At 65.6% G+C, this 16,394-nt stretch carries 10 protein-coding genes and 3 rRNA genes; 7 read left to right on the top strand and 6 right to left on the bottom strand.

Translation table 11 applies throughout. The features are described from left to right. Positions 1-83: 83 nt before the first annotated feature. The 3 genes from OIE47_RS00065 to OIE47_RS00055 are packed head-to-tail and all read left to right on the top strand — an operon-like array spanning position 84 to position 3,738. Positions 84-1,136 (top strand): sugar ABC transporter substrate-binding protein, encoded by a 1,053-nt coding sequence (locus OIE47_RS00065; protein ID WP_326559396.1) that lies wholly within the window; start codon positions 84-86, stop codon positions 1,134-1,136. Next, positions 1,136-2,725 carry a sugar ABC transporter ATP-binding protein gene (locus OIE47_RS00060; protein ID WP_326559395.1) on the top strand — a complete coding sequence of 530 codons (1,590 nt, stop codon included), beginning with the start codon at positions 1,136-1,138 and terminating at the stop codon, positions 2,723-2,725. The genes OIE47_RS00065 and OIE47_RS00060 overlap by 1 nt, the downstream gene beginning before the upstream one ends. Then, positions 2,722-3,738, top strand: coding sequence for an ABC transporter permease (locus OIE47_RS00055; RefSeq protein WP_326559394.1), 1,017 nt, complete (start codon positions 2,722-2,724; stop codon positions 3,736-3,738). The genes OIE47_RS00060 and OIE47_RS00055 overlap by 4 nt, the downstream gene beginning before the upstream one ends. Positions 3,739-3,761: 23 nt before the next feature. On the opposite strand, the gene OIE47_RS00050 is transcribed toward OIE47_RS00055, so the two are convergent. From OIE47_RS00050 to OIE47_RS00025, 6 genes are all read right to left on the bottom strand, one after another. Next, positions 3,762-4,628, bottom strand: a complete 867-nt coding sequence (locus tag OIE47_RS00050; protein WP_326559393.1) for a metal ABC transporter permease — start codon at positions 4,626-4,628, stop codon at positions 3,762-3,764. Continuing rightward, positions 4,625-5,542, bottom strand: a complete 918-nt coding sequence (locus OIE47_RS00045; protein WP_326559392.1) for a metal ABC transporter permease — start codon at positions 5,540-5,542, stop codon at positions 4,625-4,627. The genes OIE47_RS00050 and OIE47_RS00045 overlap by 4 nt, the downstream gene beginning before the upstream one ends. Next, a complete protein-coding gene (locus OIE47_RS00040) occupies positions 5,542-6,324 on the bottom strand; it encodes a metal ABC transporter ATP-binding protein (RefSeq protein ID WP_326559391.1) in 783 nt (260 codons plus the stop codon). Before OIE47_RS00040 ends, OIE47_RS00045 begins: the two co-directional genes overlap by 1 nt. Further along, positions 6,317-7,273, bottom strand: a complete 957-nt coding sequence (locus OIE47_RS00035) for a metal ABC transporter substrate-binding protein (protein ID WP_326559390.1) — start codon at positions 7,271-7,273, stop codon at positions 6,317-6,319. Before OIE47_RS00035 ends, OIE47_RS00040 begins: the two co-directional genes overlap by 8 nt. Positions 7,274-7,440: 167 nt before the next feature. Further along, complete coding sequence (locus tag OIE47_RS00030) at positions 7,441-8,367, bottom strand: sulfite exporter TauE/SafE family protein (protein ID WP_326559389.1); 927 nt, start codon at positions 8,365-8,367, stop codon at positions 7,441-7,443. A gap of 336 nt (positions 8,368-8,703) precedes the next feature. Next, positions 8,704-9,153, bottom strand: coding sequence for a PaaI family thioesterase (locus tag OIE47_RS00025; RefSeq protein ID WP_326559388.1), 450 nt, complete (start codon positions 9,151-9,153; stop codon positions 8,704-8,706). Positions 9,154-9,292: 139 nt separating this feature from the next. On the opposite strand from OIE47_RS00025, the gene tyrS reads away from it, so the two are divergent. The 4 genes from tyrS to rrf all read left to right on the top strand — a co-directional run bounded on the left by tyrS (position 9,293) and on the right by rrf (position 16,394). Further along, positions 9,293-10,537 (top strand): tyrosine--tRNA ligase, encoded by a 1,245-nt coding sequence (gene tyrS, locus OIE47_RS00020; protein ID WP_442792121.1) that lies wholly within the window; start codon positions 9,293-9,295, stop codon positions 10,535-10,537. A 672-nt stretch (positions 10,538-11,209) separates the two neighbouring features. Next, positions 11,210-12,724, top strand: a 16S ribosomal RNA gene (locus OIE47_RS00015). 375 nt (positions 12,725-13,099) lie between these two features. After that, a 23S ribosomal RNA gene (locus OIE47_RS00010) occupies positions 13,100-16,206 on the top strand. A gap of 77 nt (positions 16,207-16,283) precedes the next feature. Beyond that, positions 16,284-16,394 (top strand): 5S ribosomal RNA (gene rrf / locus OIE47_RS00005). Together the 16S, 23S and 5S rRNA genes form the textbook arrangement of a ribosomal RNA operon.

The following is a 16,394-nucleotide window of genomic DNA, read 5'->3' as shown; positions in this document are numbered from 1 at the left end:
CTGTCACCACGGTTAGCAACCTGTCACACGGTAAGACCAGCGCATCCCCACCCAGCGTTTCCGTCCCGACAGTGAGGATCACCATGGAACTGACCAGGCGCGCCGCGGTCACCGCGGCGCTGGTCGTCACCTTTGCCCTGACCGCCACCGGCTGCGGCGACTCCGCCGACACCACCACCGGTGGTACGGACGGCAACCCGCCCCCGATCGCGGTCGACCTGCCCCGCGCGGACTCGGACTTCTGGAACTCGTACGCGAAGTACATCCCGCAGTACGCGACCGAAGAGGGCATCAACCTGATGGGCCCGACCAACTCGCAGAACGACATCGCGAAGCTGGTCGCCAACGCCCAGGCCCTGACCAGCCAGGGTGCCAAGGCGATCGTGATGGCACCGCAGGACACCGGTGCGATCGCCACCACCCTGGCCCAGCTCGAACAGAAGAAGATCCCGGTGGTCTCGGTCGACACCCGCCCCGACAAGGGCAAGGTCTTCATGGTCGTACGCGCCGACAACCGGGCGTACGGGCAGAAGGCGTGCGAGTTCCTCGGCGAGAAGCTCGGCGGCAACGGCAAGGTGATCGAGTTCCAGGGCTCGCTCTCCTCGGTCAACGGCCGGGACCGCTCCGAGGCGTTCGCCGAGTGCATGAAGACCAAGTTCCCGAACATCACCATCTTCGCCGAGCCGACCGAGTGGGAGGGCGCCAAGGCGTCCGCCGCCCTGCAGACCCGGCTCGCCCAGCACCCCGACATCAAGGGTGTCTACATGCAGGCCGGCGGCGTGTTCCTCGCCCCGACCCTGCAACTGCTCCGGTCGAAGAACCTGCTGGTGCCGCCGACCGACCCCAAGCACATCTTCATCGTCTCCAACGACGGCATCCCGCAGGAGTTCGACGCGATCCGCAAGGGTGAGATCGACGCGACCGTCTCCCAGCCGGCCGACCTGTACGCCAAGTACGCGCTCTTCTACGCCAAGGCCGCGGTCGAGGGTAAGACCTTCACCCCCGGCCCGACCGACCACGGCAGCACCATCGTCGACGTCGGCAACGGCCAGCTCGAGGACCAACTCCCGGCGCCGCTGGTCACCGCGGCCAACGTCGACGACGCCGGGTTGTGGGGCAACCAGGTCAAGAAGTGATGTCTTCACCCGACAACCCGAACAGTGTCGCCGTGCCCGGGGCCACCGCCCCGGGCACGGGCGCGGCACCCGGCGTGGCCGTCGAGGCGGTGGGCGTCAGCAAGCGGTTCGGCGCCACCACGGCGCTGGCCGACGCCGGTATCTCGATCACCACGGGCGAGACGCATGCCCTGGTCGGACGCAACGGCGCCGGCAAGTCCACCCTGGTCTCGATCCTGACCGGGCTGCAACGGCCGGACAGCGGCGAGGTCCGGTTCGGTGGCGAGGCGGCGCCGCCGCTGGCCGACCGGAACGCTTGGCGGCGCCGGGTCGCCTGCGTGTACCAGAAGTCGACCATCATCCCGACGCTCAGCGTGGCGGAGAACCTCTTCCTCAACCGGCAGACCGAACGTGGCCCGATCGCCTGGCGGCAGTTGCGTCGCCGGGCCGGTGAGCTGCTGGACGAGTTCGGCCTGGCGGTCGATCCGGGTCGGCTCGCCGGTGACCTGAACGTCGAACAGCGGCAACTGGTGGAGATCGCCCGCGCGCTCTCCACCGGTGCCCGGTTCATCATCCTGGACGAACCGACCGCGCAGCTCGACGGTGTGGCCATCGAGCGACTCTTCGACCGGCTACGCAGCCTGTCCGCCGCCGGGGTGACCCTGCTGTTCATCTCGCACCACCTCCAGGAGGTGTACGAGGTCTGCGACACGGTGACCGTGCTGCGCGACGCCCGGTGGGTGCTCACCCGCCCGGTCGCCGAGCTGGACCGGGAGGCGCTGGTCGAGGCGATGACCGGGGAGGCGGTCGGCCTGGTGTCCGGCACCGTCCGGCCACCGCTGCCGGCGGACACGCCGGTCAGCCTCCGGGTCGACGGGCTGCGTCTGGGCGACGTCTACCGGGACATCGACCTCGAGGTGCGTTCCGGCGAACTGGTCGGTGTGACCGGCTCCGGCAGCAGCGGCAAGGTTTCGCTGGCCGAGACCATCAGCGGCCTGCGCCGGGCCGACACCGGCACGGTGGTGCTCGGCGACCGGGTCGTACCGCCGGGCAGCGTCCCGGCGGCGCTGGCTGCCGGGATCGGCACGGTCCCCCAGGACCGGCACCGCGAGGGGCTGATCCCGTTGCTCAGCATCGCGGAGAACGCCACCCTGCCGATCAACGGCAGCTTCGGGCCGGCCGGGGTGATCATCCCGAAACGCCGCGACGCCGCCGCCGGTCGCATGATCGAGCGGTACGACATCAAGGCGCCCGGCCCGGACGCACCGGTGAACAGCCTCTCCGGCGGCAACGCCCAGAAGGTGGTGCTGGCCCGGGCACTCTCCACCGATCCCCGGGTGCTGGTGCTGATCAACCCGACCGCAGGGGTGGATGTGCGGTCCAAGGAATCACTGCTCGGTGCCGTACGCGACGCGGCCGCCTCCGGCACCGCGGTGCTGATGGTCTCGGACGAACTCGACGACCTGCGTACGTGTGACCGGGTCCTGGTGATGTTCCACGGCCGGGTGACGCGGGAGCTGGCACCCGGTTGGGCGGACGCCGACGTCGTGGCCGCCGTGGAGGGAGTGGCCGCGGAACAGCCGGCGGCCCCGGAAGGAGCACAACAATGACCGGTACCACCACCGCCACCGTGGCGCCCCCCGCGGTGGCCACCGGACGCGGGCTGCGCCTGGCCCGCCTGCGCGACCTCGCGCTGGTGCCCGCGATCCTGGTGCTGATCCTGGTCGGCGCGCTGGTCGACCCGGTGTTCCTGAGCACCGCGAACATCATCAACGTGTTGCAGCAGCAGACGGAGCTGTCCCTGCTGGTGCTGGCCGAGGCGATCATCCTGATCGGCGGGAAGTTCGACCTGTCGCTGGAGTCGACCGTCGGGTTGGCGCCCGCGCTCGCCGTCGCCCTGGTGATCCCGGCCGCCAGCAACGGCCTCGGTACGGACTGGCCGACCACCTTCGCCATCCCGATCTGCCTGCTCATCGGGTTGCTGGTCGGCGCGTTCAACGGGATGTTGATCCTGCGGCTCGGGTTGTCCGCGTTCATCGTGACGCTGGGCATGCTGATCGTGCTGCGGGGTCTGCAGATCGGCATCACCGGTGGTCAGAACCTGTTCGAGCTGCCGCCGTCGGTGCTCTACCTGGGCAACGCGCTGTGGCTGGGGCTGCCCGCCTCGATCTGGCTCTGCGGGGTGCTGTTCGCGGTCGGCATCGTCGTACTCGGGTTCTTCCGGTCGGGCCGGTCGATCTACGCCATCGGTGGCAACGCCGACGCGGCCCGGGCCGCCGGTATCCGTACCGACCGGGTCGTGTTCATCGTGTTCATGGTGGCCGGTGTGCTGGCCGCGCTGGCCGGGCTGTTGATGACCGGTCGGCTCGGATCGGTCGCCGCCGCCCAGGGCGAGGGCATGATCTTCACCGTGTTCGCCGCGGCGGTGATCGGCGGGGTGAGCATGGACGGTGGCAAGGGCACCCTGTTCGGCGCGCTCTGCGGTGTGATCGTGCTCGGTCTGATCAACAACATCCTGACCCTGGCCGGGGTCTCCGCACAGTGGATCCAGGCCATCTACGGCCTGATCATCCTGGTCGCGCTGCTGCTGGCCCGGTTGACCACCGGCAAGGCGCAGGACTGACGCTCCGGCGGTCGCGGGTTTCGTCACTTTCCCCCGGAACCCGCGACCGCCGGACCGACCGTGTCGAGGCCGCTTCCGCGTACGCGCGGCACCGGTCGCAGCCAGTGCCCGCCGATCAGGGAGAGGACCAGGATCGCGGTGGCCACCAGCGTGATGGCCGCGCCCGCCGCCACGTCGTACGCGCTCGAGACCAGCAGCCCGACGACCCCGCTGACCGCGCCGAACACCATCGCCAACGCGGTGATGACGCCGATCCGGTCGGACCAGGCCCGGCCCGCCGCCGCCGGTGCGACCACCAGGGCCAGGGTCAGGATGGTGCCGACCACCGGCACCACCGCCACGATCACCAGCTCGATCAGCACCAGCAGCACCAGGTCGACCAGTCCGGGGCGGTAGCCGGCCGCACGGGCGCCGACCCGGTCGAAGCCGACGAACAGCAGTTGCCGGGCACCGACGGTCAGCACCAGCGCGACCACCCCCAGCACGGCCGCGATCATCAGCAGGTCACCGGTGGACACGGTGAGGATCGAACCGACCAGGAACGACGACAGGTCCCGGCTGAACCCGTTCTGGGTGGCGACCAGGCCGATCCCGAGCGCGAAACCACCGGCGAGGATCACGCCCGTCGCGGCGGCGGCGTCCTGCCCCCTGGCCCGGCTCAACGCGGCCACCCCGATGGCGACCACCAGGCCGGCGACCGCGCCGCCGAGGTAGATGTTCAGCCCGATGATGCTGGCCGCGACCACACCGGGAAACGTCGCGTGGCTCATCGCCATGGTGAAGAAGGAGAGCCGGCGCAGCACCACCTGCACCCCGATCAGACCGGCCAGCAGGCCGACCAGCACCGCCGCCACCATCGCCCGGTGGAAGACGTCGTCCCACCAGCTCATCGGTGCACCAGCCCGGTCGGCCCGGGCACGGCGCCCGACGTACCCGGGAGGGTTGTCGCCCGTCGCCGGGCCCGGCGGGCCCGCAGCACGCCGACCGGCAGGGCCAGCAGGTACGCCGCGACCAGCGCCAGCACGACCGCGGAGGCCGAGGTGAGTCGCAGGCCGTGGTCGACCGACGCGGTCCAGCTCGCCAGCAGTCCCAGGTAACCCGCCCCGAGGGTGACCCCGACCCCGACCACCGCCATGGCGAGCAACCGGTCGGTGAGCAGCCGCGCGGTCGCGGCCGGCACCAGCAACAGGGCGACCACCAGTACGGTGCCCACGGCGCGGACAGCGGCGACCACGACCAGGGCGACGATCACGTTCAACCAGGTGTCGAGCCAACCGATCCGGTAGCCGGCCGCGGCGGCGCCGACCGGGTCGAAGGCGCGGAAGATCAGCACTCGGGCGCTGACCGCGAGCAGAACCAGCACCACGACCGCCAGCACCCCGGTCTGTACGAGCTGCTCACGGCTGACCGTGAGTACCCGCCCGAACAGGAACGAGGTCAGGTCGGCGGTGTACGACGAGCGCCGGGAGACCAGGATGACCCCGACGGAGAACATCGCGGTGAGCATGACCGCGATCGCCGCGTCCTCGGTGAGCCGACCGTGGCGGGTCAGCAGGCTCAGCGCGATCGCGGTGACCAGGCCGGCGACGAGCGCCCCGCCGAAGATGCCCTCCACCCCGCCGGCCAGGTAACCGATCACCACGCCGGGGAAGACGGTGTGGGTGAGCGCGTCCGCGACGAAGGAGAGCCGGCGGACGAAGATGAACACGCTCACCGGCCCGCACATCAGTGCCAGCAGGGCGAGTTCCGTCAGTGCGCGGGCCATGAACGGCGCGGCGAACGGGTCGACCAGCAGGCCCGGCATCACGGCTCGACCAGCATCGTCGCGCCGCCGTCCAGCTCGACCGCGTGGTTGCCGTACGTCCGGCGCAGCAACGCCGGGGAGAGGGTCTCGCCGACCGGTCCGAAGCCGTACTGGCGCCCGTTGAGCAGGCACACCGTGTCGCAGGCGTCCCGGGCGATGCCCAGGTCGTGGGTGCTGACCACCAGCGCGGTCCCGGCTGCCCGGAGCTGCGCCATCACCCGCAGGATCTCCTCCTGGCTCGGCGCGTCGAGGCCGTTGAACGGTTCGTCCAGCAGCAGCAGGCGGGGCTGCGCCGCTATCGCCCGGGCGAGCAGCACCCGTTGCCGCTGCCCGCCGGAGAGCAGCCCGAACCGGGTACGGGCCCGGTCGGCCAGCCCGACCCGGTCCAGTGCCTCGGCGGCGATCCGTCGGTCGGCCCGACCGGGTGGCCGCAGCCAACCGGTGTGCCGGTAGCGGCCCATCAGGACGACCTGGCCGGCGGAGACCGGGAAGTCGGCGTCCAGGCTGTCGATCTGGGGCACGTACGCGGCCCGACCGCGTGAGCGCGCGGATGGCTCGCCGAGGATGGTCAGTGAACCGTGGAGCACCTGGGCGAGGCCGAGGACCGCCTTGATCAGGGTGGATTTCCCGGCGCCGTTCGGGCCGACCAGGGCCAGTGCCTCGCCCGGCGATACCGCCAGGTGCACACCGGTGAGCACGGTACGGCCGGCGTAGCCGACGCTGGCCTGGGAGAACCGCAGGGCAACGTCGGCCGCCGGTACGCCGTGCGGCGACTCAGCCACCAAGGGCCTTCACGATCGTGTCGGTGTTGTGCTCCTCCGCGCCGATGTAGGTGCCCTGCGGCGTGCCCTCGGTGCCGAGGCTGTCCCCGTACAGCGCGTCCTCACCGCCGACCACCTTGACGCCGGCCTGTTGGGCGATCGCCTCGGCGCTCTTCGGCGGCAGCGAACTCTCGCTGAAGATCGCCTTGGTGCCGGTGGCCTTGATCTTGGCGACCAGGTCGGTGAGTTGGGATGCGGAGAGTTCCGCGCTGGTGTCCATGCTCGGGATCACCGAGCCGACGAATTCCAGCCGGTATCGGTCGATGTAATACCCGAACGCGTCGTGGTTGGTCACCAGCTTGCGTTGGTCGGCCGGGAGTGCGTCGAACTTCTTCGTGTTCTCGGCGTCGAGTGCGTCGAGCTTCGCCGCGTAGTCCCGGTAGTTCTTCCGGTACGTGTCCGCCCGGCCGGAATCGGCGGCGACAAACGCCTTCTCGATGTTCTCCGCCATGATTTTGGCGTTCAGCGGGTTGTGCCAGATGTGCGGGTCGCCCTCGGCCATCTCCTCGTCGTCGGGATCGCCCTTGCGCAGGGTGACCCCCTGGCTGGTGTCCACGACGGTGCCGTCGAACCCGGCCGCGTCGATTGTCTGGTCCAGCCACTTCTCCATTCCGACACCGTTCTTGACCACGACCGAAGCGGTGCCGATGGCCTGGATGTCGGCGGGGGTGGGCTCGTACTCGTGCGGGTCGACGTTCGGTTTGATGAGCTGGGTGACCTGCACCCCGTCACCGCCGACATTGCGCACGAAGTCGGCCACCTCCGGCGTGGTCGCCACGACCGACAACTTCTGCCCGTCGGCCGGGGACGCGGACGTACCGTCGTCGTTTCCGGAACCGCAGGCGGCGACGACGGATACCGTCGTGACCGCGATCACCGCCCGGATCGCCCAGGATGCTGACGCTCTCAACAATGCCTCCTCCGTTATCTCAACGACGGAGACGCTAGTGGTTTTCATTTTCATCGTCTAATGGAGTCATTAGCACCCGAGCATGCGACGGGCAGACAGAACGCCGCCGCGAGGAACAGGTCCTCGCGGCGGTGTGAGCTCCGGTCCAGCGGCGGCCGGACCTCGGATCAGGCCGGGGTCGTCGCCGACGGCCGCTGCTCGGTGGCCTCCGACTCCAGTTGCTCCGCGTCCCGGTTGGCCCGGTACTGCTTGATCGAGTACGCCAACGCCAGCGCCCAGACCAGGTAGATGACCGCGTAGAAGGTGTAACGCGTGGCGTCCGAGGCGTCGATCCAGTCGCTGCGCAGCAGCGAGCGGGCGTTGGTCAGGATGATGACGCCACCGACCGCGGAGCCGAGGATCCGCGGCGGGATGTGCCGGACCAGCCAGGCCGCGATCGGTGCGGCGATCACGCCACCGATCAGCAGCGCGGCCACCCATCCGAAGTCGATGTTCTCGCTGCCGATCCCGACCAGGAAACCGAGGCTCGCCGCGATCGCGACCAGGAACTCGCTGGTGTCGATCGACCCGATCACCTTGCGCGGTTCCATCCGGCCGCTGGCCAGGATGGCGGGAGTGCCGACCGGACCCCAGCCACCGCCACCGGTGGCGTCGACGAATCCGGCGACCACACCCAGTGGCCCGAGGAACCGCTTGCGCAGCGGCTGGCCGAGCCGGTCGCGGGGGATGCCGAAGGCGGTGAAGCGAACCAGGATGTAGATACCGAGCGCGAGCAGGATGAGTGCCATCACCGGCGCGGCGACCTCGGTGGACAGACCGGACAGGAAGGTCGCCCCGGCGAACGCCCCGATCGCGCCGGGGATACCGATCTTCGCGACGACCTTCCAGTCGACGTTGCCGAACTTCCAGTGCGAGGCGCCCGACGCGAGCGTGGTGCCGATCTCGGCCAGGTGGACGGTGGCGGAGGCGGCGGCCGGGTTGGTGCCGATCGCCAGGAGCAGGGTGGTGGAGGTGACGCCGTAGGCCATGCCCAGGCTGCCGTCCACGAGTTGGGCCCCGAGGCCCACCAGGGCGAGGAGGAGGAGTTTGCGCACGGTGGTTCCTTTCCCTGCGGTCGGTTGCCGGTGGCGGTGCGTGGGGGTCCGGCACTAGGAACAGGACACGGGCGAAGGTGTTCCCTACTTAATTGATAGGGATTGTGCGCGACGATGTTCCTCAGGTCAATAGCGGTCGATCGGATGATCGGGCTGTTCCCCGTCGCTCGCCGTGCACCGGCGACGGGCCCGCCGACGTCCGTCGGCACCCGCCGGGCCGAGGCACGTTCCTCCGACCCGGGTACGGACACACCGCACCGATCCCCGGGTACGCGCGCCACGGCGCGGCCGTACGCGTACCCGGGGATCGGGGTCGTGATGTGGGGGAGCGGACGGTTACCCGGCGGCCGGTGGTGCGGGGGTCAGATTCTGCAACCGGACCTGGCCGCGCGCGACCAGCCGGTCCCCGGCGTCGGTGATGTTGACCTGCCACAACTGCTGACTGCGCCCCTGGTGCACCGGGGTCGCGACCGCCGTCAGTTCGCCCTCGCGCACCGCCCGCAGGAAGTCCGTCTGGTTCGACACCCCGACCACCTGGCCCCGGTCGCCCCACCAGATCGCGCCGCCGATGCTGCCGGCGGTCTCGACCACCGAGCTGTACACGCCGCCGTGCTGGATCCCGTACGGCTGGTGCAGATCCGGCCGGCAGTCCCAGGTGATCACCACGCGCTCCGGCGTCGCCTCGTCCAGCCGCAGGCCGAGCAGGCCGGCGAAGCCACCGGTCAGTTCAGAAAAGTCCACGACTGCTCCTCCTCGACCGGCCCCACGGGCATCGGGGGTGATCATCCGCCGGACACCCTACCGGTCGGGATAACCGGGTGGGGCCCACCAGGCCCGATGGGGGAGAATCCCTACCGTGACCGATAGCAGCACCGTGACCGAGAGCAGCGCCTCGCCCACCGGGTCGACCGGGTCGGGACCGCTGATGGACGACCTGCAGTGGCGGGGCCTGATCCAGGACTCCACCGGCCTGGACGAACTGCGGGCGCAGTTCGGCAACGGACCGGTGAGGTTCTATGTCGGCTTCGATCCGACCGCGCCGAGCCTGCACGTCGGCAACCTGATGCAGATCACCACCGCGCGCCGCCTGCAACTGGCCGGAAACCGCCCATTGCTCCTGGTGGGGGGCGCGACCGGGCAGATCGGTGACCCCAAGGAAAGCGCGGAACGCACGCTGAACCCGCCCGAGGTGGTGGCCAGCTGGGTGGGGCGGATCCGGGACCAGCTCTCCCCGTTCGTCAGCTACACCGGCGACAACGCCGCCCAACTCGTCAACAACCTCGACTGGACCGGCGTCATGTCGGTGGTCGAGTTCCTGCGGGACGTCGGCAAGCACTTCCCGGTCAACAAGATGCTGGCCCGCGAGGTGGTACGGGCCCGGCTGGAGAGCGGGATCAGCTACACCGAGTTCAGCTACCAGCTCCTCCAGTCGCACGACTACTACGAACTGCACACCCGGTACGGCTGCCAGCTCCAGTTCGGCGGCTCGGACCAGTGGGGCAACATCACCGCCGGGGTCGACTACATCCGTCGACGCGGGGCGGGGCCGGTGCACGCCTTCGTGACCCCACTGGTCACCAAGGCAGACGGCACCAAGTTCGGCAAGAGCGAGGGCGGCGCCGTCTGGCTCGACCCGACCATGACCAGCCCGTACGCCTTCTACCAGTTCTGGATCAACGCGGCCGACCAGGACGTCGGCCGCTACCTGCGCTACTTCAGCTTCCGCTCGCACGCCGAGATCGAGGAGTTGGAGCGGGCGACGGTGGAACGGCCCCAGGCCCGGCTTGCCCAGCGGGCGCTGGCCGAGGAGCTGACCACCCTGGTGCACGGGGAGGAGGAGACCCGGCAGGCGGTCGCGGCGAGCCAGGCCCTGTTCGGTCGGGGCTCGCTGGACGAACTCGCCCCGCAGACGTTGCGGGCCGCTCTCACCGAAGCCGGACTCGTACGCCTCGCCGAGCTGCCGTCCGTTGCCGTCCTACTCAAGGAGGCCGGTCTGGTGAGCAGCCTGAACGAGGCCCGACGGGCGATCAGCGAGGGCGGTGCGTACGTCAACAACGAGCGGGTGTCGGATGTGGACGCCGAGGTGGGGCCGCAGTCCCTGCTGCACGGGCGGTACCTCGTACTGCGCCGGGGCAAGCGCACCTTCGCCGGCATCGAGCTGGCCGTTTAGTCGCGTCTGCTGATGTGACGGGGAACGCGCCCGGCGGATTTGACGATCAATCCGCCGGGCGCGTAACTTTCTGTCTGCCCGCAGGGGAACGGACAGAAACGGTGTGAACAACACCGGAAGGCCGGAACTGCGGGACAACCTCCAGGCTCTCGGGCGGGCAACCGCCGGGTACGAGGCTGGCGGGCGGGGCGGCACGGACGATCTGCAGGTCGGGTCGATTTGGCGTCGCGAGACCGACCGGGTATGGTTGCAGGTCGGCAGGGAACCGGACGACATGCGGGTGAGACCGCAGACAGGACGGCCTGCAAATCCTTCTAGAACTTCTACGGCGGGTCACCCGCCGTGACTTTCTGTGGGAACGAGTTAGACAAACCGGGAAATTCCGGTTTGACTCGGCGGAAACGACCGGGTAGCGTAGTAAAAGCGCCGGGCGGGAACGCCGGGTGTTGAAGTGGGAGTGAAAAGCCCCGGGTTGTGGGCCCCTTTGATTGGGGTTGGCGGTTCGGTGTGTGTTTGTTCTTTGAGAACTCAACAGGGTGCTTGATAAGCCAGTGCCAATTATGATTTTACCCCGGCCGGCTTGCTCATGGTTTCTTCGGGGATTGTGGGTTGGTTTGGTTGGATTCCTTTGGCAACTTTTTTGTTGCCGGGACATTTTTTCCATACAGTTTTTTGTTGGAGAGTTTGATCCTGGCTCAGGACGAACGCTGGCGGCGTGCTTAACACATGCAAGTCGAGCGGAAAGGCCCTTCGGGGTACTCGAGCGGCGAACGGGTGAGTAACACGTGAGTAACCTGCCCTAGGCTTTGGGATAACCCTCGGAAACGGGGGCTAATACCGGATATGACTTCCTGCCGCATGGTGGGGGGTGGAAAGTTTTTCGGCCTGGGATGGACTCGCGGCCTATCAGCTTGTTGGTGGGGTAATGGCCTACCAAGGCGACGACGGGTAGCCGGCCTGAGAGGGCGACCGGCCACACTGGGACTGAGACACGGCCCAGACTCCTACGGGAGGCAGCAGTGGGGAATATTGCACAATGGGCGGAAGCCTGATGCAGCGACGCCGCGTGAGGGATGACGGCCTTCGGGTTGTAAACCTCTTTCAGCAGGGACGAAGCGAGAGTGACGGTACCTGCAGAAGAAGCACCGGCCAACTACGTGCCAGCAGCCGCGGTAAGACGTAGGGTGCGAGCGTTGTCCGGATTTATTGGGCGTAAAGAGCTCGTAGGCGGCTTGTCGCGTCGACTGTGAAAACCCGCGGCTCAACCGCGGGCTTGCAGCCGATACGGGCAGGCTAGAGTTCGGTAGGGGAGACTGGAATTCCTGGTGTAGCGGTGAAATGCGCAGATATCAGGAGGAACACCGGTGGCGAAGGCGGGTCTCTGGGCCGATACTGACGCTGAGGAGCGAAAGCGTGGGGAGCGAACAGGATTAGATACCCTGGTAGTCCACGCTGTAAACGTTGGGCGCTAGGTGTGGGGGGCCTCTCCGGTTCTCTGTGCCGCAGCTAACGCATTAAGCGCCCCGCCTGGGGAGTACGGCCGCAAGGCTAAAACTCAAAGGAATTGACGGGGGCCCGCACAAGCGGCGGAGCATGCGGATTAATTCGATGCAACGCGAAGAACCTTACCTGGGTTTGACATGGGCGGAAATCCGGCAGAGATGTCGGGTCCTTCGGGGCCGTTCACAGGTGGTGCATGGCTGTCGTCAGCTCGTGTCGTGAGATGTTGGGTTAAGTCCCGCAACGAGCGCAACCCTCGTTCGATGTTGCCAGCGCGTTATGGCGGGGACTCATCGAAGACTGCCGGGGTCAACTCGGAGGAAGGTGGGGATGACGTCAAGTCATCATGCCCCTTATGTCCAGGGCTTCACGCATGCTACAATGGCCGGTACAATGGGCTGCGATACCGTGAGGTGGAGCGAATCCCAAAAAGCCGGTCTCAGTTCGGATCGGGGTCTGCAACTCGACCCCGTGAAGTCGGAGTCGCTAGTAATCGCAGATCAGCAACGCTGCGGTGAATACGTTCCCGGGCCTTGTACACACCGCCCGTCACGTCACGAAAGTCGGCAACACCCGAAGCCGGTGGCCCAACCCTTGTGGAGGGAGCCGTCGAAGGTGGGGCTGGCGATTGGGACGAAGTCGTAACAAGGTAGCCGTACCGGAAGGTGCGGCTGGATCACCTCCTTTCTAAGGAGCACCTGCCCGCGAAAGTGGGTTAGGAGCCCGCGCCACCCGTACGTGGTGGTGGGGTGCTCAGATGGCGGAGACACTGGTGAGTTCACTGTCGGCAACGGCCGTCCGATCGCTAGTACAGCTGTGACCCTGAGAGGGGTTGTGGTGGGAATGTGGTTGGTGGTGCGGCTGGTGGTGAATGATAAGCATCCTGTTGGGTCCTGAAGGAACAAACACGGTGTGTTTGTTGTTTCGGGTTGCCAGGCATGGCCTGTCATCGCAAACGGATTCCCGGAGCCAGGTTTTCTGGTGGTGGGGTTTGGTGTGGTGGTTGTGGGTTGTGGGTTGGTCGTTTGTTGAGAATTGCACAGTGGACGCGAGCATCTTTGTGGTCAAGTTGTCAAGGGCGAACGGTGGATGCCTTGGCACCAGGAGCCGATGAAGGACGTGGGAGGCCGCGATAGGCCTGGGGGAGCTGTCAACCTAGCTGTGATCCCAGGGTGTCCGAATGGGGGAACCCGGCAGCAGTCATGTGCTGTCACCTGCACCTGAACACATAGGGTGTATGGAGGGAACGCGGGGAAGTGAAACATCTCAGTACCCGTAGGAAGAGAAAACAATAGTGATTCCGTGAGTAGTGGCGAGCGAAAGCGGATTTGGGCTAAACCGGCTGCGTGTGATACCTGTCAGGGGTTGCGTGGTTGGGGTTGTGGGACTCTGCTGATTCAACTGACATTGGGTCGAGAAGTGATAAAACCAGTTGCTAGCCGAATGGTGTGGGAAAGCCAACCGTAGACGGTGAGAGTCCGGTAGGTGAAAGTGGCTGGTCTTCTGTGGATGTTCCCGAGTAGCGGCGGACCCCTGTAATCTGCCGTGAATCTGCCAGGACCACCTGGTAAGCCTAAATACTTCCTGGTGACCGATAGCGGACTAGTACCGTGAGGGAATGGTGAAAAGTACCCCGGGAGGGGAGTGAAATAGTACCTGAAACCGTTCGCCTACAATCCGTCGGAGCCTTTAGGGGTGACGGCGTGCCTTTTGAAGAATGAGCCTGCGAGTTAGTGGCATGTGGCGAGGTTAACCCGTGTGGGGTAGCCGTAGCGAAAGCGAGTCTGAATAGGGCGTTCAGTCGCGTGTCCTAGACCCGAAGCGGAGTGATCTAGCCATGGGCAGGCTGAAGCGTGGGTAAGACCGCGTGGAGGGCCGAACCCACCAACGTTGAAAAGTTGGGGGATGACCTGTGGTTAGGGGTGAAAGGCCAATCAAACTCCGTGATAGCTGGTTCTCCCCGAAATGCATTTAGGTGCAGCGTCGCGTGTTTCTTGCCGGAGGTAGAGCACTGGATGGTCTAGGGGGCCCACAAGCTTACCGAAATCAGCCAAACTCCGAATGCCGGTAAGTGAGAGCGCGGCAGTGAGACTGCGGGGGATAAGCTTCGTAGTCGAGAGGGAAACAGCCCAGATCACCAGCTAAGGCCCCTAAGCGTGTGCTAAGTGGAAAAGGATGTGGGGTCGCATAGACAACCAGGAGGTTGGCTTAGAAGCAGCCACCCTTTAAAGAGTGCGTAATAGCTCACTGGTCAAGTGGTTCCGCGCCGACAATGTAGCGGGGCTCAAGTACACCGCCGAAGCTGTGGCATTCATATTTTACTTCGCGTGTTCTTTCGAGAGCGCGTGCAGGTGTGTGGATGGGTAGGGGAGCGTCGTGCCGCGGGTGAAGCAGCGGAGTGATCCAGTTGTGGACGCGGCACGAGTGAGAATGCAGGCATGAGTAGCGAAAGAAGGGTGAGAAACCCTTCCGCCGGATGACCAAGGGTTCCAGGGCCAGGCTAATCCGCCCTGGGTGAGTCGGGACCTAAGGCGAGGCCGAGAGGCGTAGTCGATGGACAACGGGTTGATATTCCCGTACCCGCGAAAGAGCGTCCGTGGTGAACCTCATTGTGCTAACTCCTTGATCTGAGGCCGGCTTTCGGGTTGGTTTTGGTGATTTGAGGAACCTGGTGGGTAGTAGTCAAGCGATGGGGTGACGCAGGAAGGTAGCTGAGCCCGGCCGGTGGTTGTGCCGGGGTAAGCGTGTAGGCCGTGTCGTAGGCAAATCCGCGACGCATTAAGGCTGAGACGTGATGCCGAGCCGATTCAGGTGAAGTCAGTGATCCTATGCTGCCGAGAAAAGCCTCTAGCGAGTTCTTAGCGGCCCGTACCCCAAACCGACACAGGTGGTCAGGTAGAGAATACCGAGGCGATCGGGCGAACTGTGGTTAAGGAACTCGGCAAATTGCCCCCGTAACTTAGGGAGAAGGGGGGCCGGAGACGTGAAGCCCCTTGCGGGTGGAGCGTTGTATGGCCGCAGAGAGCAGGGGGAAGCGACTGTTTACTAAAAACACAGGTCCATGCGAAGAAGTAATTCGATGTATATGGACTGACGCCTGCCCGGTGCTGGAACGTTAAGGGGACCGGTTAGTCTTTCGGGGCGAAGCTGAGAACTTAAGCGCCAGTAAACGGCGGTGGTAACTATAACCATCCTAAGGTAGCGAAATTCCTTGTCGGGTAAGTTCCGACCTGCACGAATGGCGTAACGACTTCCCCACTGTCTCAACCACAGGCCCGGCGAAATTGCATTACGAGTAAAGATGCTCGTTACGCGCGGCAGGACGGAAAGACCCCGGGACCTTTACTATAGCTTGACATTGGTATCCGAATTAGCTTGTGTAGGATAGGTGGGAGCCGGTGAAGTCCATACGCCAGTATGGGTGGAGGCAATCTTGAAATACCACTCTGGTTGATTTGGGTATCTAACTTCGGACCGTGATCCGGTTCAGGGACAGTGTCTGGTGGGTAGTTTAACTGGGGCGGTTGCCTCCTAAAATGTAACGGAGGCGCCCAAAGGTTCCCTCAGCCTGGTTGGCAATCAGGTGTTGAGTGCAAGTACACAAGGGAGCTTGACTGTGAGACTGACAGGTCGAGCAGGGACGAAAGTCGGGACTAGTGATCCGGCACTTGCGAGTGGAAGCGGTGTCGCTCAACGGATAAAAGGTACCCCGGGGATAACAGGCTGATCTTCCCCAAGAGTCCATATCGACGGGATGGTTTGGCACCTCGATGTCGGCTCGTCGCATCCTGGGGCTGTAGCAGGTCCCAAGGGTTGGGCTGTTCGCCCATTAAAGCGGTACGCGAGCTGGGTTTAGAACGTCGTGAGACAGTTCGGTCCCTATCCGCCGTGCGCGTAGGATACTTGAGAAGGGCTGTCCCTAGTACGAGAGGACCGGGACGGACGAACCTCTGGTGTGCCAGTTGTCCCGCCAGGGGCACGGCTGGTTGGCTACGTTCGGAAGGGATAACCGCTGAAAGCATCTAAGCGGGAAGCCTGCTTCAAGATGAGGTATCCCACCCACTTTGTGGGGTAAGGCCCCCAGCTAGACTACTGGGTTGATAGGCCGGAGATGTAAGCTCGGTAACGGGTTGAGTTGACCGGTACTAATAGGCCGAGGACTTGATTACTAAGGTGCTACGCGTCCACTGTGTGATTCCCGACAAACGAACAAGACCCTTTGGGTTGTTTGTTAAGTCGATAGTGTTACGGCGGTTATAGCGGTGGGGAAACGCCCGGTTACATTCCGAACCCGGAAGCTAAGCCCTCCAGCGCCGATGGTACTGCACTCGGGAGGGTGTGGGAGAGTAGGACGCCG

The organism is Micromonospora sp. NBC_01796 (genome assembly GCF_035917455.1).
Taxonomy (GTDB): Bacteria; Actinomycetota; Actinomycetes; order Mycobacteriales; family Micromonosporaceae; genus Micromonospora_G.
The sequence above is the reverse complement of the archived record's forward strand: the minus strand, read 5'-3'. Positions and strand labels throughout refer to the sequence as shown.